Source organism: Thalassotalea fusca (assembly GCF_053485835.1).
The window spans coordinates 74,883-97,242 of the sequence record NZ_JBQRUN010000001.1 but is presented as its reverse complement, the minus strand read 5'-3'; the positions used below and the strand labels follow the sequence as shown (position 1 = coordinate 97,242).

The following is a 22,360-nucleotide window of genomic DNA, read 5'->3' as shown; positions in this document are numbered from 1 at the left end:
TTATAATGTCCTAGTTACTTTTTTCAGGCCTTTCGGCTCATCAGGATTAAAACCGCGTGTCACCGCAACCTCGGCCACATCCAAATAAAATCGTTGTAGCACTACAAGAGGTGCTATGCGCGGATGTACTGATAAATCTGTTTGGCGTAAGTGAACAAGGTCAGCGCCACGAGCAGTAACTTCATCAATTTGTTCTTGATGTGCCTTTTCGCTTTCATCATGAACCGCACAGTTCAGAATAGCTAAGCCTTGTTCCACTAACGTCACTGGTCCATGTAAAAATTCTGCACTACTAAACGCCTCAGCATGAATGCTACTGACTTCTTTAAGTTTTAACGCCATTTCCTTAGATACTGCATAGCCAAGTCCACGGCCAAGAATGACCATATTTTTCACACCTTCAATTGACTGAGATGTAAGTTGCGGTGGCGAATCTATGATATGACTCAATGCAGCAGGTAAAGTGTCGAGTGCAGCAACAAGTGATTCATTCATAGTCCAGTAAGCGGTCAATTGCAGTAAAGCTGATAAGGTTGCCAAATAACTTTTTGTTGCAGCAACAGAAATTTCCGCTCCCGCTTTGAGCGGTAAAACTTCATCAACAATTTCCGCTAAAGGTGATGTTTCGTCATTGACCAAAGCAACACAAAATGCGCCTGCTTTCTTAGCCATTTCTGCTTGCGCTAAGATGTCGGGGCTACGACCTGATTGCGAGATAACGATCACGAGTGCATCTGACAATTTTAGTGTTTTACCATACACACTTGATACAGATGGCGCAGCAGCAAATGTTGGCACATTGGCCTCAACTTCAATGAGGTACTTGCCAAAAACTCCCGCATGATCTGATGAACCACGACCAATAATCATCACCATTTTAGGATCTATATTACGTAACTTCTCACCAATCTGCTGCGCTTTACCTTGATTGGCGGCTAATTGTGCTTGAATAACGGAAGGGGCTTGTTTAGCCTCTTTTTCCATAATTGTTTGAGTCATTTAAATCCCCTTAAATCTTTAATAATGATTACAACAACGCGAGCTGTTGTTGAGCAAATAAAACAGCGCCTATTTCTGGCGGGCTGATTGGATCAGATAAATTTTCACGTGTTTCTGCACTGAGCCAAGGCTTTATTCTGGGCGTTAAGCCACCAATGAGTGACATTCGCGGAGGCTGTTTATTCCAAAGTTGACGTGCCACGTGGTCAATATAGCTTGCTCCCTCTTTGACAATAGACAACGCCAACTCATCACCGTCTTCTGCAGCATCAAAAACAAGATTAGCCAATTTCGCATAATACGCGGCAGGTTTGCCTGCAATGACTTCGACCAATTCCAATCCATCGGACACATTTAATGTTGCAAGCAATTTGCTATTCAAACTTGACGGAGGAATGATGTTATCCAAGCTTAACAGCACCTGTTTGGCTGCCTGCAGCCCGAACCATGCGCCACTGCCCTTATCTCCATGTGGAAAACCGTGCGCGCCGACGATGTATGGATGCCCGTTTACATATGAAAACCCACAAGAGCCAGTGCCTGTGATCATTACCGCACCGTCCTCTCCAGCATGGGCACCTAAACATGCAATAAGCAAATCTGTAGCAAGAAACATGCGTTTAAACGGATGTTGCCAATTAGAAATTTTTTCAAACAACGCAGGAAGATTAACACCAGCAAGACCAACACCTGCATATATGTCGTTTAACGCTACTCCTTCGAGGTTAGCGTCAGCCAGCGCTAATTCAGCAGACTCGGTAATTGAACCAATAGCTTGTTCATATCCATGCAATGGATTAGCAGGTCCGGAAATCCCTGTTCCTAGTATTTCATTGTCAGCATTTGCAATTATGGCTTTGCACTTACTGCCACCACCATCTATACCAAGAAAAAGCTGTTTGTTACTGTCAAAGCCACTATACATGCCGACCTCATGTCCACTACATCTTAATGAAGGCAATACCTTCTTTCTATTTATTGATTTCATCTTAACCACAAATGACAGCGTTGTCATTTGTTTTTTTAACAAAAATAAACATTTTTGTTATACCTAGTAACTGCACTCGATAACCATCTGCAATTTAATGAATTATCTATATTAACGTTACTATTGGAGACGCTGTTCTTAGTTAACTTCCAGCGTTCTTCCTTTTCTTTTGCCAGTATGAGTGGCTGTACGCACATAGACTTTTCCTGTTACTTCAACAGGCGCCTGATAGGTGCGCCATTGTGAATCTGCAGCTTTGTATTCAATAGTGAGCCCTGGGAAGGTAGTATTTGCATGGAGTTTCCCATCAATGATTTCGCCACCTGCAAGCGGTAAGCGGTAGGCGATATCAGCTTTCTCTAATTTCGGTAATTCTTTTTTGCCAATGGCCGTTGCAAATGCACGCCATTCTTTGTCTCGTGCTTCACGCATTTCAGTTGTGAAAGTATTTGTGTCTTGAGCATAGCGTGCGCCGCTATAGTTATAAGGCACAGCCCACGATGGCAAATACCATGCTCGTTCAGCCAGTGCTATCAACCGAGGGAATAGTTTGTGCTCAGCAAAATCGTCGGTTCTTACGTTTTCACTCCACAACTGTGCCTGTAAACCGTAAAACTTTCTATTAGCTGATAATGGACGATGAGTTACCTCGCCGTTTTCATTGGTTTGTAAACGGTCATCTGCTACGTATGGGTTGTCCTGACGGTCAAGCCAAAATTCGGCGTGCACAGGCAAGTTTTCAGGCATAAATTGAAATACTTTCTCTGTATTCGTTTTTCGTGATGCCCAATAATATCCATGCTCTTTTGGATCAGCCTCATACGGAAAATCAAAGTAGGTGACGTCAGGTGTTGAAATCACCATTTGCCAATTTCGATTAGCTAATTCATGCACCTTAACATGAGCGTTCCAAGGCAAATGATCCCAGCCGTTGGCTTGCACCACAGCGGGCATTTTATCTTTGCGAGTATGTTCTAAACCATCGCTCCATGCCGCAGGCTCAATGCCCATTTCTGAAATCATGTTAGCCACGCGTTCTACAAAATACGCACCAAGCTCGTTCAAGCTTGTAACACCATGTTCGTTATTCGCGATAAATGCCTTACATATATCCGATTCAAGCCAAGCACCTGCTGTTTCGTCTGCACCAATATGGTAACGGGTCAAAGGCTGCCCAGCATCAGCATGTAACTTTTGAACTTCTGTCATCACCTTTTCTACAAAAGCGAATGATGACTCACGACATACATTGATTGTGTTGTCATTATAGAATTGCACAGATGAATACACAGTTGTATCGGTTGGATCATGAAGCAAATATTGTTCAGCTTTTTCATAATCTTCCATTTGTGCATATTTTTTATAGCGCGCCGCCATCGCTTTAATTGCTGCGCGCGAATGACCCGGCATATCTAACGAAGGAATTACTTGAATATGTCGTGCTGAAGCAGCAGCAAGAATTTCACTATAATCCGCTACGGAATAATAGCCATTGTTCGACGCATCTGGGTTAACTCCAGCGCCTAATTGTGGCGCTAAACACGTTTCGTCATTTAAATCAAAACAGCGTTTGCTGCCAATATCGGTCAACTCAGGTAACCCAGGTATTTCTATACGCCATCCTTCGTCATCGCCCATATGAAGATGCAGCTTATTCAACTTATAAGCAGCCATTTGCTCGAGCAAATTAAGAATAAATTCTTTACTGCGAAAGTTTCGGGCAACTTCTACCAAAACTCCTCTAAACTCAAATAGCGGTTCATCTTGTACTTTAACAAATGGAATCGTTGGTTTATCTAACTGAATTAAACTGGCAATAGATTGCAGTCCATTCGCTACCCCAGCGCCATCAACACCTACAACTTGAATCCCCGATTCATCAATGGCAAGCTGATAGCTTCCAGCAGCCAATGTGTTATTTTCAACTATCGTTAGAGAAAGCGGAACACCATCTGGTTTTTCCGAAAAGCCAAGTGTAGCCAACCGCTCAATAGCCGCACGGTAAACAGATGCTTCAACAGAACTCGACGTTAATGTAAAACCTGAAGATAAGCTCACGGAACCCGTTTTATCTACGTCTATCGATTTAGGTGTTGGAATAATCCATTTACTCTTATTATCATTGGCTGTAGCGAGCGCAAGATTACGTTGATAATAGTCAGAGCTGGTAAGCCAAGGGGTGTTGTCATTTTCGGTTCTTTTAAATTGCGTGTGATAATCAGAAAAAGCGGTCACATGCGGTAAGAGCTCTAACCCTGTTTCGGCATCAATCACAGCTCTAGTACTATCAATTACACGCGCCTCAAGCCCATCACCAGTTACGATGAAGTTCGGCATGATGTCATATTCTGACAAGTTCCAATAACTGCCTCTGAAAATGATGTCAGTTGACTGTCCTACTTTTAGTCCAGTAAAGGCCGCTTTCGGTGACAAGCGATGTAAATCACCATTGATATGGACAAGTTGAAAGTGTTCGCTGTCATAGTTATGCAACGGCGCAATTTGACTATAATAAATTTCCCATCCTGACGCAGGTAAGTCAGTATTAGCCGTTAACGTGAATTTAGCTTCAAAGCATAGTCCATCGGTCAATGCCGTCTCACATTTTTCACTTTGATGGTTGTTTATGAGGGTGTAACGAATATCGAGAGACGAAGCAATGTTGTCTATGCTCGCTTGGGTCATGGACGATTCTGCAGATTGAACTTGTTGATTTTGTGCAGTAGATACGTTTTTAGACACTGGATCGCATGCGCCAAGTAATAACGCAGTTCCAATGACACTTACTAACATTTTTGTATTCATTCTATAGTTGCTCTTGTGATGTTCGTAACTGAAATTCGCATTGATATGATCTAACCATCCCCTTACCATACAGCAATTGACAGCGCTGTCAAAATGATTTTAATAGTTCTATAATCAGTTATCGATTGCATTAACTAGCCTGTATTACCTTAGCCGGGACGCAGCTTGCTGTAGCCCATCCAGCCATGCTTTATGTTTCAATAAACTATTTTTGGCCTGCTCAACAATGGCATCATTACTTTCAAACAATGAACGGCAATGCACAATTTCATTCGCTCCTAGCGTTGACGCTCTTGTTTTGAAGCCCATGCCGTAAAGCACATAAAGAAAGTTTTTCTCGTTAAATAAGTCAAAACGACTAAAAAAGTCTGATTGATGAGGTGGTCGCTTGCTAAACTTTTGTAATCTTGAAATGAGCTCAGGTGACCAAGAACTGGGATCGCGATTTGCTTGCCAAAACGTAGAGTCTTGTCGATCAGAAATGCAATAATGAAGTTTAATAAAATCAACACAGCGTTCCCAAACATAGCGCACTACCTGATTGTAATAGGTACTTTCACAATCAATATCGTCTCTAAATCGTGGGAAATTTCGTGCGAGTAACTCAGCAGAAAAGTCTGTAACTAAAATTGAAGTTGCTTCTAACGGCTCTAAAAAGCCCTGCGCTAATCCTAAAGCGACACAATTGTTTTGCCAAAAGGTTTCACGAAAACCAATATCCATTTTGATCTTTCGTGGTGAAAAGTCTGCCTCATTCACATTCAGGTACTGAGCATATTGCTTTTGCGCTTCTTGTTCTGTCATATGTTGGCTGGAGTAAACGAACCCTGTACCACGACGATTCGTTAAAGGAATATCCCAAATCCATCCTGCACTGTGCGCCGTAGCCGTAGTATATGGGTTGATATTATGAGTTGGTTCGAGAGGTACTTGTTGTACTAACGCAGTATCTGTGAACAATTCGTCTGCTTTACTCACAAAAGGCACATTGAGTGCTTTGTCTATCAGGATCGATGAGGTGCCACTGCAATCAATATAGAAATCGAACGGCAGTGATTCTCCTTCTTCGGTAAGCAAATGAGTGATATTGCCATTGAGATCTACTTCTGCTTGCACTATGGTCTCTTGCAGGTACGTGACATTGAATCTACTTTGTGCATTTTTTGCTAACAAGTTGGCAAATTTCAGCGCATTGAAATGATAAGCATATGACAAGTCGCCTTGATACTCTCCTGCATTTTGACGCTTAGGCGCTAAGCCTAGTTCACAAATGCGGGCCTGTAACCCAACATCATCAAACGGCCGATTTTGCTCATTGGCAATCCAGTACTGGGTAACGTCTACGCCCGCAGGATAAGGTTCATCAAATGGGTGATAGTAATAATTTTCACCGTGTATTTCCGGATTTCTCCAATTAACAAATTTGATGCCCTGCTTGAACGTAGCATCGCAAGTCAGTAGCAACTCAGCTTCTGAGATACCAAATCGCTTTAACGACTTCATAATATAAGGCACAGTACCTTCACCAACGCCTATAGTTGGTACGTCCTTTGACTCTATTACGGTAATGTGCACTTCTTCATCTGCAACAAGTTCAGCCCCAAGGTGATTTGCTGCTAACCAACCAGCGGTTCCCCCGCCAATAATAGCGATACGTTTGATCTTCATTTTGACAACCTTTATAGACAAAAAAACCCAGCCGAAACTGGGTTTTCATTACAACATATAGCTATTAGAACTGAAAGCTAACACCTAACTTGTACGTTGTTTCGCCTTTAAATGACCAAGTAGGGAACCCTTCTTGTATTGCAGGCTTAACTACAGTACCAGCTTCTGCTGCGCCATATTGCACATCGTCTTCTGCGGTTAAGTTGACTACTTCTAACCTGAGTAAAATGTTCTCTGTTGCATTCCAACCAAGTGTTAAGTCAAACGTACCAAAGTCATCATGCATACGGTTACCATAGTACTTACCAAATTCACGAATCATGTACTCTGAACGATAGTTATAAGCAACACGAGCAGAATAATCATCGCTTTCCCAGTAACCTACTAAGTTAGCAGTATGTTTTGACGCTTCAGTGAAGATACCGATGTTATCTGTATATACTTCCGCTGGTGCATCACCATCAGTAAATGTGTAGTTGGCAACTACACCAAAGCCGTTATCCCAAGCGTGGTTTAACTGGAATTCGATACCGTCAATAGTACCACCGCCAGCGTTAACAAAAGTATTCACAGTCCAGTTGTCAGCTGGTGGATCTAAGTCATTATTTACCACACCTAACTGTTGGTCATGCTGTGTAGTTTGCACAATAAAGTTACTGATATCTTTAATGAAGTAAGTTGCAGAGAACAAGTTACCGTCGCCATAGTAGTATTCTAAGCTCAGGTCAGCTTGTGAAGATTTCATTGGCTTCAAGCCAGGGTTGCCGTAAGTAATTTCTTCATTTCCACGACGGTCGTCTGGATAACCAGAAACGGCTGACAAGAAAAGGGCATCATAAGTAGGGCGAGTAATTGCTTGTGCCGCAGAGAATCGTAAGATCAGTTCTTCACTTAAATCGAATGCGATGTTAAAGCTCGGTAATACATCGCTATAGCTATCACTAACACTTTGTACTTCTTCACTCCATCCAGCATTAACCGCTAGGTCGTCTGCTGGCGAGTTATCAATTACATGGCCATTTGAAGTCACGTCAGTGCTGATGTAACGCAAACCGAAGTTACCACGGAAACCATCACCATCAAACGAGAACATCGCATATGCAGAAAAGTTATCTTCTTCGATTAAACCGTAGCCAGCACGATCATAAGCAAACTTATCAACGAGTGAAAGCGTGCTATTAATCATCGCATCAAGATTTGCCTTAGGAATAGTATAACCTGCATAACCAAGCGGCATAGTACCGCTGTACAAATCTGTGCTATTGAATGAATTTGGCGCATCAGAATAGATTGCACGGTAAAACTCTTTTTCAAATTCGTGCTCAGTATAACGTACACCAAACTCAAACTTGCTTAACGCGCCAATATCTAAGTCATAATCAAGGTCAAACTGAACATAGGTTTCTTCATCAGAATTAGGACCTTGCACACCTGTCCATTGAGATGTACCCACTGTTGTATCTAGTTGATCAACAGTAAAGCTCATATCGCGACCATCAATCGAGATCTGTTTGCCTGTTGCATCTACAGTACCAGCCCACTGAATCTGGTTGAATTTATCACCCCACCAACCATAACCAAAGTTAGCACTCATTTGCGTGCCACCTTCTGCCTTCGTGGTACCGGCTACAGCTGAAAGTGTGTAACCGTTACCTTCATAATCTGCTGTTAACTCAAAGGTATCTGAGGTCATTTCCCCTTTACGTGCCCAGTTTTGGAAGAAGATACGTGACGGATCACTTTCAGCCGTTACACTTAAAGTACAGACACCTGCTGCATTAAACTGTTGACAGTTTGACGGTCCGTCACCCCAGTCAGTATCAGTCTGGATGTACATGTTGGCACCGATGCTATCCGCGCCTAGCTCAAGTGACATAATATGAGCACCAAGCTCTAATTTATCATTTGGGCGATATTGTAAAGTAGCATCGAACGCAGTGCGTTCTTGGCTTTGCAAGAAGCTAGAAGGTTGTGTTGAAGAACGTCCACCCCAGTCTAAATCAGATTCTGTACCCCGGCGTAAATATTCGCGATCGACGTAAGCGCCAGAAACTAGAATACCAAAAGACTCATCTTCATTCTTCCAGCTGTATAAACCAGATACTTCCGGAGATACTTCTTCATTAATACTGCCATATTCACCTTTTACAGAAGCAAATACGGTATTAGCATCCATGTCTAAAGGCTTTCGAGTTTTTACGATAACCGTACCACCGATACCGCCTTCTACTATATTAGCTTGGCTCGACTTATACACTTCCATTCCACCAATGAGTTCTGATGGAAGCATTGAATAGTTAAATGAACGATCCACGTTTAGTTGATCATACCAACCTGTAGAAGCCACATTTTGACCGTTCAGCGTAGTAAGTGTCATTAAAGGGTCAGTACCACGAATTGAAACAGATGCCCCCTGACCGAAAGAACGACCAACTGTTACACCTGGAACACGCGCCAATGCTTGACCTACATCAGAATCAGGCAACTGACCAATGTCTTCGGCAGTAACCGAATCAACAACAGCATCGCTAAAGCGCTTCGCATTAACAACTGCACGATTTGAGCCGCGAATTCCGCGAACTTCAATAACTTCTGTTTCTTGTTCAGCTGATTTAGCTTGGTCCGCAGCCATTGCAGACGGCATTACACCACCCGCAAAGACCATAGCGATACTGCTCGCTAAAACGCCTTTCTTAAATGTTTTAGATGACATCGACTTTCCCTTACACACGTTTTTTAAACTTATTTAGTTATCTTAAATAACCTTAGATAAGACAGCGCTGTCTTTTTCATTGCATGACAGCGTTGTCATAGGTTGAGTAAACCATACACAAAATTTTTAGCAAAGGCTACAGTTGATTACAATTTTATCGGTAACAAAACACCAAAACACTGATAATAAAAGAATTATTTTTTGATAAACTCATTGAAAGCGTGCGAAATCACTTACGAAACATAGTAAATTTATGCAAAAAGTGAGAGTTTTATAAAGATTTAGAGAATATTTATCCGGTATGATTTTAAATATTTGTAAAAATTAAAATAAAAAAGAAGCGCAAACATTATGCACTTCTTTTGTAACTAATTGATTATTAGTAATTAGCTTATTATTTTTTGACAGCAGCCTTGTAGTACTTAACTAAGTTTTCAGTACTGCAATCATGATTTGGTGATATTTCATCCCCTTCTAATTCCTTTTGGATATTAGCGGCAAGCCCTTTCCCTAATTCAACGCCCCACTGGTCAAATGAACATATTTGCAAAATAATCCCTTGGACAAATATTTTATGTTCATATAGCGCAATTAGATTACCAAGCGTTTTTGGATCGATACGCTTGAGTAATATCGTATTAGTCGGACGATTCCCTTTGTGTACTTTATGCGGTGCAACTTTATCTATGTACTCTTGCGTGCGACCTTTTGCTTTTAAGTCAGCTCTTACTTGTTCTTCATTAACACCTGTCATAAGCGCTTGCGTTTGAGCAAAAAAGTTCGCCATCAGAGTCTCATGGTGGCCCTTAACAGGAGTCACACTTTCTACGGAGCCAATAAAATCAGCGGGCACGACATTATTACTTTGGTGTAAATACTGATAAAACGCATGTTGCCCGTTGATGCCCAATTCTCCCCAAATAGAGGGTACCGTCGCATAGTCTACTTCTTCTCCATCCCAGGTCACTGACTTACCGTTACTTTCCATCTCAGCCTGTTGTAAATAAGCAGCTAACATGTGTAATGTTTGATCATACGGCAATATCGCCTGCGATTTTGCATCTAAGAATGTGGTGTTCCATACACTAAGTAATGCCATGATGAGCGGCATATTTTCTTCGAATGGTGCATTAACGAAATGCTGATCCATTTCATATGCCCCAGCAAGCAGCTCTTTAAACTTTTCAAAGCCTAAATCTAATGCAATTGCGAGTCCGATAGCTGACCATAGCGAGAAGCGTCCGCCAACCCAGTCCCACATATCAAAAATGTTATCTGCTTGAATACCGAATGACATCGCATTTTCTTTATTGGCAGTAACGGCGACAAAATGCTTACCTACCGCAGAATCATCAAACGATGAAGCGGTCAACCAGTTGATCGCCGTGCGAGCATTGGTCATAGTTTCCGTTGTGGTAAACGTTTTGCTCGACACAATGAATAAGACTTTTTCAGGATCAAGTGGCCTAAGTATCTCAACAATTTGCGCCCCATCCACATTAGATACATAGTGCACGTTAACACTGTGATCGCTATAGTGCTTTAACGCTTCAGTAACCATTTGTGGTCCTAGGTTAGATCCGCCTACACCAATATTAACGATATCGGTAATGCGTTTTCCTGAATAGCCTAACCAGTGACCTTGCCTAACTTTGTTGACAAAAGATTCCATTTTGGCGAGCTGCGCATTAACGCTGTCGGTAACGTTTTCACCGTCGACAATTAATGGCTCATCGGTTTGTCTTCTTAGGGCAGTGTGGAGCACCGCGCGATCTTCAGTTTTATTTATTTTTTCACCTGAAAACATATTCTCGCGCCATTGCGCTACTTCACATTCATTAGCTAATTCAATGAGCGTATTAAATGTTTCGCTATCAATCAGGTTTTTCGAATAGTCGAGTAATAATTTAGGAAGTTCTACAGAAAACTTGTCGAATCGGCCGCTGTCTTCTGCAAACAGGTTATTCATATGTTTAGATTTCATTTCTACCGCAAGCTGCGACAGCTTTTTCCAACTATTTAACGATTGACGACTTGACATATCTCTTCCTGGTGCATAAATTTGTTGTTTCAAAGGGTTACCATATTTAAAAATGACAACGCTGTCAATTCTAATTAACATGGATAAGTTTAGAGTAAAGATACCACAGCTTAAATGACATTCTTATGAATTAATAGTTGCTGCGCACTTGATAAAGCAATACTCTATAACGCCTCACTCTTTATTAGAATAATAAGAAATAACAACGTCTAACAAGCAAAGGCTGTAAAGGTTAATGAAAGCGACTATAAATGACGTAGCAAAACACGCTGGTGTATCAATAAAAACAGTATCACGTGTTATCAATAATGAGCCTTCGGTGCGCCAGCCTACTCGTGAAAAAGTCATGGCTGCGGTTACTGAACTCAACTATCAACCTAATCTAGCTGCCCGTAACCTAGCAGGTACTAAAGCATACACTATCGCGTTCATCTACGACAACCCTAATGCTTATTATGTTATTGATATGCAAAATGGCATTCTGTCTGCCTGCAAGAAACAAGGATTTGAGCTACTAATTCACCCTTGTAGCGCCAAAAAAGAAAATATCGTCGAAGAAGTAACGGCAATGATAAAGCACTCTCGTATCGCAGGCATTGTGTTAACGCCACCTTTTTCAGAGATGCCGGAGTTTGTTAAACGTATAACCGAGCTAGACGTAGAAGTTGTTCGTATAATGTCAGGCGATACTGAACCTGACGACATTGCACCTTGTATCTTGGTCAATGACCATGAGGCCGCACAACGTATAACGCAACACCTGATTGATCTTGGTCATAAAAATATCGGCTTTCTAGCGGGAGAGGCCGACCATATGTCGACCGTTGAACGATTAAAAGGTTACAAGGCGGCTCTTGAGGCGAACAACTTGCCTATAAATGACGACATAATTGTACAAGGCGAGTATTCGTTTGAATCAGGTGTGTTGGGAGCAAAGTTGTTAATGGCAAAAGATGACAAACCTACTGCAATATTTTCTTGTAATGATGAAATTGCCGCGGGCGCGCTTTTTGCTGCTCGTCTTATGGGGATTGCGATACCTGAACAACTATCCATTACCGGATTCGAAAACAGTCCATTCTCACGTCAAACTTGGCCAAGACTAACGACAGCAAACCAGCCCAACCCTAAAATTGCCGAAGATGCGGCCAACTTATTGATCGCGAAAACACGTAAGCAAACACCGAAAAGTGTCACTACACAATTCACACCTCAATTGATTGTGCGAGATTCTACGCAATATCCAGCATAATTGGCACGATAAATCTGACACAATAAAAAAGAGCAGCTTACTGTGCTGCTCTTTTATTAGGAATGATCAGGGTCTATCCCCTGTCTAATCTTTTCAATTCTTTCTTGATGCTTGTGGTGTGCTTTAAGCGCTGCAATTGAAAACGCACCAACAATCGCCACAATGGGTATAAGTAACGCCAACGATTCCTTTTGAAACAACAGCTCTAACAATTCCATTAACTGTCTCCTATATTCTTGTTATTATGTTTACCTATCGAGCAAACTACTCCTCGAAGTATGTTCCCCAACCATCATAATCTACTTTGCATTGTTTAGCCAAGGCAAACATTTGTTGGGCTTCATCCTTTAAAATGTCTTCATCAAGCGGCTGTTCAGTAATAATATCAAAAGCGAAAACCTTTTCACCTGTTTCCAGCTCTGCTTCTTCAGGCTCTTCCACTTCTAAGCCCATTTTAAACGCAGTTACTGCAGCCTTTTCCAATAATTCAAAATCTGTACTAGAAAAATGGTGCTCAATGGTATGATGCACTTCTTCATTAGTACCGTCTTCAATCAGTGCTTCAATTAACTGTTCGGTATGTTCAAACCAAGCTTCTAATTCTTTGTCTTGCATTATGAGTTCTCACTATTGATATTGAGGTTTGGCTCGAAAGGGTGTCCAGTTTCTTCATTTAGCTCAATGATCTTAGTCAACATTTTGTCTCTGGTTTCATTGACTAATTCGCGAATTTTTTCTTTTTCCACATGAACAACATCGATAGGCTCTAGTATTTCGATTATCATTTTACCGTTGTTCCAACGATTTAAGTCGATCGTTTTGTGGGTGTTGCTGGCACAAATAGGCACAATAGGCACACCTGCTTTTTGTGCGGTGCGAAATGCGCCCGTTTTAAAAGGTAGCAAACCTCGACCATAACTGCGAGTTCCCTCAGGAAACAACCAAACCGACAGTTTTTTCTCTTTGATTTTCTTAGCGGTACTTTCAATCGTATTCATCGCTTTGTTAGTGTTTTTGCGATCGATTAATATGTTACCTGTTAGCCAATACATTTGACCAAAAAATGGAATCCATTTGAGGCTTTTTTTGCCAACACTTACCGTTCCCGGTAGCACAGCATTACTTACGGTAAATATATCGTAGCTGTTTTGGTGGTTACAAATAAACACCACAGACTCTAGTTGCTTGACAGATTCAGGCACTCTTACTTCAACATCAAGCCCTAATAATTTAGACACACGCCCCATATAACGAGCCGCGTGAAAAACATTGTTTCGATGAAATGGTCTGAATAGACAATAGAGGCACGAACAAATTGATATTAGCAAAATGGCTAACGCCATCACTAATATTCGAATTACAGCTAACAATAAATTATCCCCATAAAAAAAATTCTGGTAATTATACATTAATGTAAGCTCAAGCCCAATCAAGTATTGGCGAAAATTCACCACAATTTCTGGCGGAAAAGTTGTGAAAATTTCCAGCGAATCGAAATAGATTGTCTATAGTTAAATATACAAAGGCATTTACCTAAACACCGTATAAAAAGAAGTAAATTGCCAACAATAATTATCAAAACGTGAGACGTAAAGTAAGGGAAATAGACATGATAAAGCGAACGTTGCTAATCATGGCCAGTATTGTTTGGTCGTTACCTATTAAAGCCTCTGATATTGAACATGAATCAGCAAACATTGATAACATATCTTTTCATGAGCAAGTGGGTTTTGCTGCGTTAAATATACCTTCGGAAGTGCCAAACCATACACCTGAATCACTCGGGCTGCTGAAGGCAGATTCAAGCGTCGCTCACTTTAACCCTGTACCAGTTGGTCCCGCATTAAATGATCAACATATATCTAATCAGCAGGATATCAAAGCGGTTTGGTTTGAACATGAACAAATTAACGTAGAGCAACCGCTAACGCCGGCTCAGACGGACTACACAGTGCCCAGAATCAATGCTGGCTTCAACTTTGGACGATTCAGTGCACAAACCTCTGTTATCCCTACAGACGAAACATTTGATAACAACAGCTATTTTCTTCAAGGGTCATTTGCATTAATTTCAAGAGAACAATTTGACTTGCGTGTTACTGCGCGATTCACCGCTATGGATGACGCTGTCGTTAACCAATACTACGGATTTGAGCACAGTGAATCATTCGGCCCATATGGCGAGTCTAAATCTGCCACAAACACCAGTTTAGGTATTATTGGTACCTATCAGCTATCACCAAGATGGAAATTAGTAGGTTCCATTACATCAACAAATGTTGATAGCCAAATAGAAGCGAGTCCATTGGTAAATAGTAATTATATGCACACTGCACAATTTGGTACCAGCTACTCATTTTAGAGAGCAGTCATTAGTGGCCTGGCTGCTCATTTAATATGCTGCTCATATAATATATAACCTTTACCCCAAACAGTTTCGATAATCGCTTTTTCCATTCCCTGACTCATTAGCTTGTCGCGCAAACGAGAAATGCGTACATCTATCGTGCGTTCAGCACCATTATACGAGCGCCCTAACAACGTACTTTTTAACGTATTACGCTTCCAGCATCGGCAGTGAAATGTTATCCCGCTACAGTTAACAAATTCACTTATCGCTTAGCTACGAGGATCGGTATTTAGCACATCGTTGTTTTGGTTAAATGCCTGATAAACTTTCACTAAATGTGGGAATGCCTGCCAGTCAAATAATTCTCTAAATTTCAGCCAGTCCAACAAGCAATATAACGCCATAGTCACGTAATGCCACTGTTCAAAATCGCCCACTTCTGCCGCTGCGTCGAGCGCAGAGAATACGGTATTTGCCCGCTCTCTTTGCAAATTAAAAAATAATTTATCCTGACTAGTGTCAATATCTGAACGTGACAATATCAACATAGAAACCATAGAGTCGTTTACTGCATCAATTTGCGCCAATAAATTTTGCTGATGCCAACTCAATGGTGCGATTTCAAATTTCTCAGCTAGATAACGGTAGATAACGCCTGAGTCAATAATGGTCTGCTCACCATCAATTAATGCAGGTACGCGCTTTGCCGGATTCGATTGAGTTAGCAAGCTTCGGTGTTCGTCCGAAAAGATATCTAAATTAACAAACCGATAATTTCGCTCAGCAAGCAACAAGCGAATTCGTCGAACATACGGAGAGGTGGTTGAACCAAGCAACTGCATTTGCTCAGGAGTATTACCAAGCACTGAAGACATAAGAGGCCTTAAACATTTGAGACATTTAAATTTAATTAAGGCCCTTATACTAGCACATGATTTATGGTTTAAAACAACTCATCATCGATATCAAATAGTGTATTACTGCCCGATTTTATTGTTGCAATGAGAGAGTAGCGACGTGGTAATAATTTATCAAAATAGAAATTAGCTGTTTTGATTTTACTGGCATAGAAAGGATCGTTTGACGCTTGCTTCTCAAACGCTACATCCGTCATTTTTGTCCAGACAAAAGCTAGTGCAGTGTAGCCAAACAGATGCAAGTAATCATTTGCAACAGCACCTAGAATTTCGATATCTTTTTTTGACTCAGCCAGAATAAACTGAGTTACCTCAGCCAAGTCGCTCAGCGCTTCATTGAGTGCTGCTGTATAGCGGCTCATTTGTGGGTTCGTAACCGTTGCAAGGTACTGATTTACATCTTCGATAAACAGCTGCATCATTTCGCCATTAGAAGCTGCTACTTTGCGCGCCATTAAATCCATTGCCTGCACACCATTTGTACCTTCATAAATCTGCGTAATCCGTGTGTCGCGAACTAACTGCTCCTGACCCCATTCACGAATGAAACCATGACCACCAAAAACTTGTTGTCCTGCAACCGTACACTCAAATCCCATGTCAGTGAAAAAGGCCTTTGCCAGTGGTGTAGTAAGTGCAGCAAGTTGCTCAGCACGTGACTTAGCATCGCCTTCACCATAGGTCGCAATATCAAGTTGCATTGAAATATAGACTGTCAGTGCACGCGCCCCTTCGTTAAGTGCTTTCATGTTAAGTAACATGCGTCGAACGTCACCATGCACCATAATAGAATCTGCAGGTTTATCTGGTGTTTTTGCGCCAGAAAGCGCGCGCCCTTGCAAACGCTCTTTGGCGTACTCCAACGCATTTTGATATGAGCGTACGGCCGCGCCTAGTCCTTGAATACCTACCCCAACACGTTCGAAATTCATCATCGTGAACATGCACGCCAGTCCTTTGTTTAGCTCCCCCACTAAGTAGCCCTTGGCATTGTCAAAATTCATCACACAAGTTGCTGATGCATGAATCCCCATTTTGTGCTCTATCGAACCACAGCTCACATTATTAAACTCCCCGAGATTACCTTGTTCATCTACCTGATATTTGGGTACAAGAAATAATGAAATACCTCTGGGGCCTGCTGGTGCATCCGGTAATTTCGCTAATACAAGATGGATAATGTTTTCTGCTAAATCGTGCTCACCAGCCGTGATAAAAATCTTATTACCTGTGATTGAATAAGAACCGTCTTCTTGTGGCACTGCTTTAGTTCTAATCATGCCTAAGTCTGTACCCGCATGTGCTTCCGTTAAACACATGGTTGCGGTCCACTCACCGGCATACATGCGGGTTAAGTATAATTCTTTGAGGTCTTCACTAGCGTGCTTAGCCAGCGATAATCCAGCGCCAGCCGACAAGCCTGGATATAATGAGAAAGAAATATCTCCAGAACAAAGCATTTCTTCATGTAAAGCAGTAATTACCTTTGGCATGCCCATGCCACCATAAGCAGGATCACCACCAAGTGCTGTCCAACCACCTTCAACGTAAGTATTAAATGCTGCTTTGTATCCGGGCGCGGTTGTCACTTTTCCATTGTAAAAAGAAACACCCTCTTCATCTCCTTGTCTAGATAAAGGCGCGATGACATGCTCAACAATTTTCGCACACTCTTGCAAGATAGCTTCAGAAGTATCTCGGTCTACATGCTCAGCTAGATGTGGCAAGGTTGTCCACAATTCATCGTTCTTAAAGACGTCATACAATACAAAATTCATGTCTTTTAAAGGTGCTTGATAATCAGCCACATCGGCCTCCAAATTAAAACATACGATTCAAACAATCGTTTGAATATATACCAGTTGCTCAAAAAGTAAAGCGGTAATCACTAAAATCCTTGTTCAACATGCTATGGTTGTTATAGGGTAACGAGGATACGTGAAGCTTTTAATGTGTAATTACACGACTCTATTTATTCACCAGAAATTGCCTATATGACTAAGTATGTAATCGACTTGCGAAATGACAAGTTATTCACCAAAGCTTCAATGCTAAAAGGTTTGGTGTTACTCACAATAATTGTGATTGGTACTGCCAATGCACAACAATTGAGCTTCTTGAAGAAAGAGACAAGCGAACAGGTAACATTTTTTTATCAATGGCAAGATATTCAACAGGAAAGCCGAACATTTAGTTTCACGCTGGATAAAGCGCTGATCTTCGATAAGTATCGCCAATTTAAAGAATACAAACCTAATTTGGCACAACAATATGTTAATAGAGCGATCGTTAAGCATATACGAAAGCACCCTATTCCCAAGGTACAACTTAGCGTAAAGTCACAAGCCAAACAAAATCAACTGCAATTGAGAAGCAATGACAGAACAGCATTGTCTGAAGCCGAAGAGAAAATAAGACAATTAGAGCAACGCTTTACAAAGAAATATTTGCAACAACATTACTACCACTTTTTCAATACGCCTGCCGGTGAAGTTGCGATTAAACCTGACCACGTGCGTATTGCACTTGATTCGTCTGAAGACTTAAAACCTCTCAAATCATTGGTACTTGAAAGCGTTACCATAAAGAATATTCGTAAAGTAACTAACTATGTATTGGGGTTTGTTCAAAGTATTCCCTATGCAACCTTAGAAAACAGAGTCACTTCTTCAGGAGCAGGCTTTAATCCCCCACTAAAGTTACTTTGGGAAAACAAAGGAGATTGCGACAGCAAAGTTACATTAACCGCAGCATTACTACGTATGCTAATGCCGCGAATTAGAATTGCACTTATATTTATTGAAGGACACGCTTTAATTGGTTTAGGTGTACCTGCTGTTGGCGATGAGTTTTCGATCAGTCACGACAATCATTCGTTCGTGCTCGCAGAACCAACGGGCCCTTCGTTACTACCTTTAGGAGAAATTGCAGGTGATTCAGAACAAGCCATACTCAGCGGCTACTATGTTGTGGAAGAGCTATTAAATTAGCTCCAAATTGATGTGTTAACTTGTATTTTGCAACACATATTGAGTAAGAAACGGCCTTAACAAAACAATTAATAATGTGTACAGCTAAAGCTTGCTATACATTTTTTTTACTCTGAGTTATCGACAACACTGTATCAAATAAGACGTCAGCCTTTACAGGTTTCGCGATGTGAAGATCCATCCCCGCGGCAATACTTTCTGCTCGATCTTCCTCTCTCGCATGTGCCGTCATTGCAACAATAGGTATGATATCCCACTGCTTATTTTCGCGAATTTTTCTCGCTGCTGTAAGCCCATCCATTACCGGCATCTGAATATCCATTAGTACGACATCAAACGCAGCATCGGCTAATTTTTCGATTGCTTGCTGTCCATTTTCAGCAACGACTACCTTGGCATCCATTGACATGAGTAATTCACTGGCCACCATCTGGTTCACAAGATTGTCTTCAACCAGCAACACATGCACACCTTTTAATGTTTTGTTAGCTGGTGGTTCTTTTTCAAAAGAGCCAATCGCCGACGATAAGTTGGCTTGCGCTGCCGCCGTAAATACCTCAACAGCCTTTTCTTGAATCAAAAGTAATGTGTATCTAAACAATGGCAAATCACATACCAGATAAGGAATATTTGCCTGTTCCAGCACATTGAATGAATTGTCATTTTGCTCGCTATACTTTGACTGACAAACAGCAAGCAATACCTGCTTATTTGCACCAATCATCAACGACTCTTTAACTTCATCACATAACTTGGTGGTCACTTCAGTGACATCAACAAACAAGACAATATTTTCACAGCCTTGCTGCAGCACTGTCACCGAAAGCGACTCAATCTCTTGATAGGTATCCCAATGCCTTTTAACTAGTTGGATAACACTATTTGGCACCGCACAGTGATAGGACATAACCGCAACAGGTACCGGCAGTTTAATTTCAGGACGAACATATTCTTCAATTGGCAGATTAAAGGTAAATTCGGTTCCTTTGCCTAAACTACTCGACAGACTAATATCGCCATCAAGTAAATTGATGATTTGTTTACAAATTGATAAACCTAAACCTGAACCACCATATTGGCGCGTCATTGATTCGTCTGCCTGGCGAAAAGCTTCGAATAAATGCGCTTGTTTTTCTTCGGCGATGCCTATGCCAGTGTCTGTCACTTTACAAATAATTTCCTGTTCATTATCTGATATCTGACGGTATGTAACCGTAACTTGAATACTCCCCTGATGGGTAAATTTAACTGCATTATTCAACAGGTTAGTAAACACTTGCACCAAGCGCATTTCATCAGTGTTAACCACTAACGGGACATCCTGATCGATATCAACCGCAATATTGAGCGACTTTTTCTGTGCTTGTATTGCGTTGAGTTTGACCGCTTGTTCAATGATTTTATCCAAACTCACTGGCTGCGTTACAATTGACATGTTACCCGATTCTATTTTGGCCAAATCAAGTAATTCATCTACCAAATGTAAGAGTGCAACTGATGCAGTTTGCGCATAACTCAAATGTTGTTTTTGTAAGTTATTAAGTGGTGTTTGCTCAATTAAATAGTGCATGCCTTGAATGGCATTGATAGGCGTACGAATTTCGTGACTCATATTAGCCAAGAACTGACTTTTGGCTTTGTTCGCTAGCTCCGCCTGTACTTTTGCTTTTTCCAATGCAACATTCACTGCATATTGTGTAGTCACATCACGGATAATATTAATTGTGCCTAGTGACACTCCGTCACTACTGTAAAACTCGGTAGTAAACAGTTCATATGTGCTTTGCCCTGTTTCTACAATATCAAATACGCCATACTGCGATTTTGTTGACGTGGGCGTGCTATTTTTGGTCACTAGGGCCTGGCCAAGTTCGTTATTGAGCATATTGCCAACCACTGAACCCAACATTTTGTGCTCTGATTGCTTAGTAAAGCGCTCAAATGCTAAGTTGCAACCAATCAACCGACCATCACCATCGTTAAAGATGATGTAATCGGGAATAGCGTCCATTACCGAGCGTAATAATGCATAATCTCTATGATGTTGTTCACTTTTTTCTCTTAGTGCCTGTGTTTTTTCATTCACACGAATATCAAGCGCTTCGTTTTGATCTTTTAGCTGTTGCATTAAGCTTCTGTTCTGGCTGAAGATATCTTCAACAATATAAAACCAATGTTCCCAGCCACTTGGCGGCTTAACTTTACCGTGGTCACCTTGTGCACTATAGGCAATATGGCTGATAAATTCCTGAGTCGGTGTAATAAACGTTCGCCTTGTCATAAAGTAGACAACGGTTAACAAGGTCAACAAGCCAATAAATACCGTGGCAAAGATGCTCATGAAACGTGTAAATATCGGACGCGTAAAATCTTGAAATGAAAAATATTTGACCACCATCCAATTGTTTACAGGGAGCTGGTAACTCAATACTAGCCAGTTACCTACTAATCGGATATCGGGCGACTTTTTGAGTTGTTCAAATGTGAGATGTTTTAACCCTTCAGGGGCAACGTCCTGCCACGAAACGCTCGATTGAATTTTTCGTTCCTGATTGGTTTTATGGACTAATGCATAACCACGATCGTCAATGATAAATACACCTGTATTATCATTGTCGATAGTGCGTAAACTATCATGTAATTTTGCCAAACTAATATCGATAATCACCGCACCAGCAACATCATCGTTTCGTTTTACGCCTTTACCTAGCGCAACATTCATCCCTTTACCTGCGGTGTCTTTATATGGCTGAGACCAATGCACATTGTGATATTTCTTCGCGGCTTCAGTAATAGACTGCATGTGTGTATTGCTTAACATGCGATCACCATAATACCAACCTTTTCGGCCAATCCATGGATATAAACTGATAAAGCGATTATATGAAAGGTAATAAAACCAATTGGCTTCTTTTATCGTTTTCTGAGCAGCGACAAAGGCAGGTGTTAATGCTTTAGCCATGGCGAGCTCGTCATTCATTTCTTGAGAAAATTGGCTGATGTCACCAATGCCAGTAATGTTTACGCTCAATATTTGACGATGCTCAATGAAATCACGCTGCTCTTTTTCTAAGAAAAATAGCTGTCCATCTTGTTTTAGGGAGGGAATGCTCGCAGAAAGCTCTTTGGGGTGCTTTATATAATACTCAGCAAAGTCGGTGAGCCCTTCAACCATAGTTACCGCTTGTTGCATTTGGGCGTTTAATACGCCAGCTTCTTCTTTTAATTCTTGAAATTGTCGTTGCTGGTAAGTGGATAATTCTACCTGATAGCGATAAACAGCAATTACAATAGCGGTGAAAACAATTGTAATAAATATAAGTACAACAGAAGTGTTATAACGATTTACTACCTGATTTTTGTTCTCAATTTTTAGTTCGGATTCAGTCATGCTAATTAGCGTATCTATGTGTTTTTATCTAGTTGTTGTCGATAAGTTGGCACTCGCTCAAAGGTAGTGCTATTCAAAATTCGACGCTCGACAAACTTATGCCAATCGTAAAATAACTGACGACATTTGCCCTATTCATATCACTACCTAACACTTTGTTGGGCATCAATTTGGTTCATGAGCGTCAGCCTAATGCAATCATATAGCGGCTAAACGCAAGCATACTAATTTTTCGGTGAGAAAAAA

16 protein-coding genes are annotated in these 22,360 nt (G+C 41.1%); 3 read left to right on the top strand and 13 right to left on the bottom strand.

Annotated features, from left to right (window positions below; genetic code table 11):
- From nagB-II to pgi, 6 genes are all read right to left on the bottom strand, one after another.
- Positions 1-999 (bottom strand): glucosamine-6-phosphate deaminase NagB-II, encoded by a 999-nt coding sequence (nagB-II, locus tag ACSLUK_RS00405; RefSeq protein ID WP_448546508.1) that lies wholly within the window; start codon positions 997-999, stop codon positions 1-3.
- A 28-nt stretch (positions 1,000-1,027) separates the two neighbouring features.
- Positions 1,028-1,924, bottom strand: coding sequence for an N-acetylglucosamine kinase (nagK, locus tag ACSLUK_RS00400; RefSeq protein WP_448546899.1), 897 nt, complete (start codon positions 1,922-1,924; stop codon positions 1,028-1,030).
- A gap of 201 nt (positions 1,925-2,125) precedes the next feature.
- On the bottom strand, positions 2,126-4,792 hold the full coding sequence (locus ACSLUK_RS00395; protein ID WP_448546507.1) for a beta-N-acetylhexosaminidase: 2,667 nt from the start codon (positions 4,790-4,792) through the stop codon (positions 2,126-2,128).
- A 144-nt stretch (positions 4,793-4,936) separates the two neighbouring features.
- Positions 4,937-6,460 carry a tryptophan halogenase family protein gene (locus ACSLUK_RS00390; RefSeq protein ID WP_448546506.1) on the bottom strand — a complete coding sequence of 508 codons (1,524 nt, stop codon included), beginning with the start codon at positions 6,458-6,460 and terminating at the stop codon, positions 4,937-4,939.
- A gap of 64 nt (positions 6,461-6,524) precedes the next feature.
- A complete protein-coding gene (locus ACSLUK_RS00385) occupies positions 6,525-9,173 on the bottom strand; it encodes a TonB-dependent receptor (RefSeq protein ID WP_448546504.1) in 2,649 nt (882 codons plus the stop codon).
- A gap of 394 nt (positions 9,174-9,567) precedes the next feature.
- Complete coding sequence (gene pgi, locus ACSLUK_RS00380; protein ID WP_448546503.1) at positions 9,568-11,214, bottom strand: glucose-6-phosphate isomerase; 1,647 nt, start codon at positions 11,212-11,214, stop codon at positions 9,568-9,570.
- A 235-nt stretch (positions 11,215-11,449) separates the two neighbouring features.
- On the opposite strand from pgi, the gene ACSLUK_RS00375 reads away from it, so the two are divergent.
- Positions 11,450-12,466 (top strand): LacI family DNA-binding transcriptional regulator, encoded by a 1,017-nt coding sequence (locus tag ACSLUK_RS00375; protein ID WP_448546501.1) that lies wholly within the window; start codon positions 11,450-11,452, stop codon positions 12,464-12,466.
- 56 nt (positions 12,467-12,522) lie between these two features.
- Here the strand turns inward: ACSLUK_RS00375 and ACSLUK_RS00370 are convergent, their stop codons facing one another.
- From ACSLUK_RS00370 to ACSLUK_RS00360, 3 genes are read right to left on the bottom strand one after another with little or no spacing between them, the layout of a single operon-like run.
- On the bottom strand, positions 12,523-12,684 hold the full coding sequence (locus tag ACSLUK_RS00370) for a hypothetical protein (RefSeq protein ID WP_448546500.1): 162 nt from the start codon (positions 12,682-12,684) through the stop codon (positions 12,523-12,525).
- Positions 12,685-12,730: 46 nt separating this feature from the next.
- Positions 12,731-13,081, bottom strand: coding sequence for a ribonuclease E inhibitor RraB (gene rraB / locus ACSLUK_RS00365; protein WP_448546499.1), 351 nt, complete (start codon positions 13,079-13,081; stop codon positions 12,731-12,733).
- Positions 13,081-13,713 carry a 1-acylglycerol-3-phosphate O-acyltransferase gene (locus ACSLUK_RS00360; protein ID WP_448546898.1) on the bottom strand — a complete coding sequence of 211 codons (633 nt, stop codon included), beginning with the start codon at positions 13,711-13,713 and terminating at the stop codon, positions 13,081-13,083. The genes rraB and ACSLUK_RS00360 overlap by 1 nt, the downstream gene beginning before the upstream one ends.
- Positions 13,714-14,075: 362 nt before the next feature.
- On the opposite strand from ACSLUK_RS00360, the gene ACSLUK_RS00355 reads away from it, so the two are divergent.
- A complete protein-coding gene (locus ACSLUK_RS00355; RefSeq protein ID WP_448546498.1) occupies positions 14,076-14,828 on the top strand; it encodes a MipA/OmpV family protein in 753 nt (250 codons plus the stop codon).
- Between the two features lie 26 nt (positions 14,829-14,854).
- On the opposite strand, the gene ACSLUK_RS00350 is transcribed toward ACSLUK_RS00355, so the two are convergent.
- From ACSLUK_RS00350 to ACSLUK_RS00340, 3 genes are all read right to left on the bottom strand, one after another.
- Positions 14,855-15,055, bottom strand: a complete 201-nt coding sequence (locus ACSLUK_RS00350) for a winged helix-turn-helix domain-containing protein (RefSeq protein WP_448546897.1) — start codon at positions 15,053-15,055, stop codon at positions 14,855-14,857.
- Between the two features lie 30 nt (positions 15,056-15,085).
- Positions 15,086-15,691 carry a glutathione S-transferase family protein gene (locus tag ACSLUK_RS00345; protein WP_448546496.1) on the bottom strand — a complete coding sequence of 202 codons (606 nt, stop codon included), beginning with the start codon at positions 15,689-15,691 and terminating at the stop codon, positions 15,086-15,088.
- Between the two features lie 68 nt (positions 15,692-15,759).
- A complete protein-coding gene (locus tag ACSLUK_RS00340) occupies positions 15,760-17,541 on the bottom strand; it encodes an acyl-CoA dehydrogenase C-terminal domain-containing protein (protein WP_448546495.1) in 1,782 nt (593 codons plus the stop codon).
- Between the two features lie 186 nt (positions 17,542-17,727).
- Here ACSLUK_RS00340 and ACSLUK_RS00335 point away from each other — a divergent pair, with 186 nt between their 5' ends.
- Positions 17,728-18,723, top strand: coding sequence for a hypothetical protein (locus ACSLUK_RS00335; protein WP_448546494.1), 996 nt, complete (start codon positions 17,728-17,730; stop codon positions 18,721-18,723).
- Between the two features lie 94 nt (positions 18,724-18,817).
- On the opposite strand, the gene ACSLUK_RS00330 is transcribed toward ACSLUK_RS00335, so the two are convergent.
- Positions 18,818-22,114: a hybrid sensor histidine kinase/response regulator gene (locus ACSLUK_RS00330; RefSeq protein ID WP_448546493.1), complete on the bottom strand. Its 3,297-nt coding sequence runs from the start codon at positions 22,112-22,114 to the stop codon at positions 18,818-18,820.
- Positions 22,115-22,360 lie beyond the last annotated feature (246 nt).

Excerpts from the sequence above, each read along its gene's own strand:
- ACSLUK_RS00375 (WP_448546501.1), top strand. The coding sequence starts at position 11,450 with ATGAAAGCGACTATAAATGACGTAGCAAAACACGCTGGTGTATCAATA.
- ACSLUK_RS00395 (WP_448546507.1), bottom strand. The coding sequence starts at position 4,792 with ATGAATACAAAAATGTTAGTAAGTGTCATTGGAACTGCGTTATTACTT.
- ACSLUK_RS00345 (WP_448546496.1), bottom strand. The coding sequence starts at position 15,691 with ATGTCTTCAGTGCTTGGTAATACTCCTGAGCAAATGCAGTTGCTTGGT.
- ACSLUK_RS00335 (WP_448546494.1), top strand. The coding sequence starts at position 17,728 with ATGACTAAGTATGTAATCGACTTGCGAAATGACAAGTTATTCACCAAA.
- ACSLUK_RS00385 (WP_448546504.1), bottom strand. The coding sequence starts at position 9,173 with ATGTCATCTAAAACATTTAAGAAAGGCGTTTTAGCGAGCAGTATCGCT.
- ACSLUK_RS00370 (WP_448546500.1), bottom strand. The coding sequence starts at position 12,684 with ATGGAATTGTTAGAGCTGTTGTTTCAAAAGGAATCGTTGGCGTTACTT.
- ACSLUK_RS00390 (WP_448546506.1), bottom strand. The coding sequence starts at position 6,460 with ATGAAGATCAAACGTATCGCTATTATTGGCGGGGGAACCGCTGGTTGG.
- ACSLUK_RS00330 (WP_448546493.1), bottom strand. The coding sequence starts at position 22,114 with ATGACTGAATCCGAACTAAAAATTGAGAACAAAAATCAGGTAGTAAAT.
- pgi (WP_448546503.1), bottom strand. The coding sequence starts at position 11,214 with ATGTCAAGTCGTCAATCGTTAAATAGTTGGAAAAAGCTGTCGCAGCTT.
- nagB-II (WP_448546508.1), bottom strand. The coding sequence starts at position 999 with ATGACTCAAACAATTATGGAAAAAGAGGCTAAACAAGCCCCTTCCGTT.
- ACSLUK_RS00355 (WP_448546498.1), top strand. The coding sequence starts at position 14,076 with ATGATAAAGCGAACGTTGCTAATCATGGCCAGTATTGTTTGGTCGTTA.
- ACSLUK_RS00360 (WP_448546898.1), bottom strand. The coding sequence starts at position 13,713 with ATGGGGCGTGTGTCTAAATTATTAGGGCTTGATGTTGAAGTAAGAGTG.
- rraB (WP_448546499.1), bottom strand. The coding sequence starts at position 13,081 with ATGCAAGACAAAGAATTAGAAGCTTGGTTTGAACATACCGAACAGTTA.
- nagK (WP_448546899.1), bottom strand. The coding sequence starts at position 1,924 with ATGTATAGTGGCTTTGACAGTAACAAACAGCTTTTTCTTGGTATAGAT.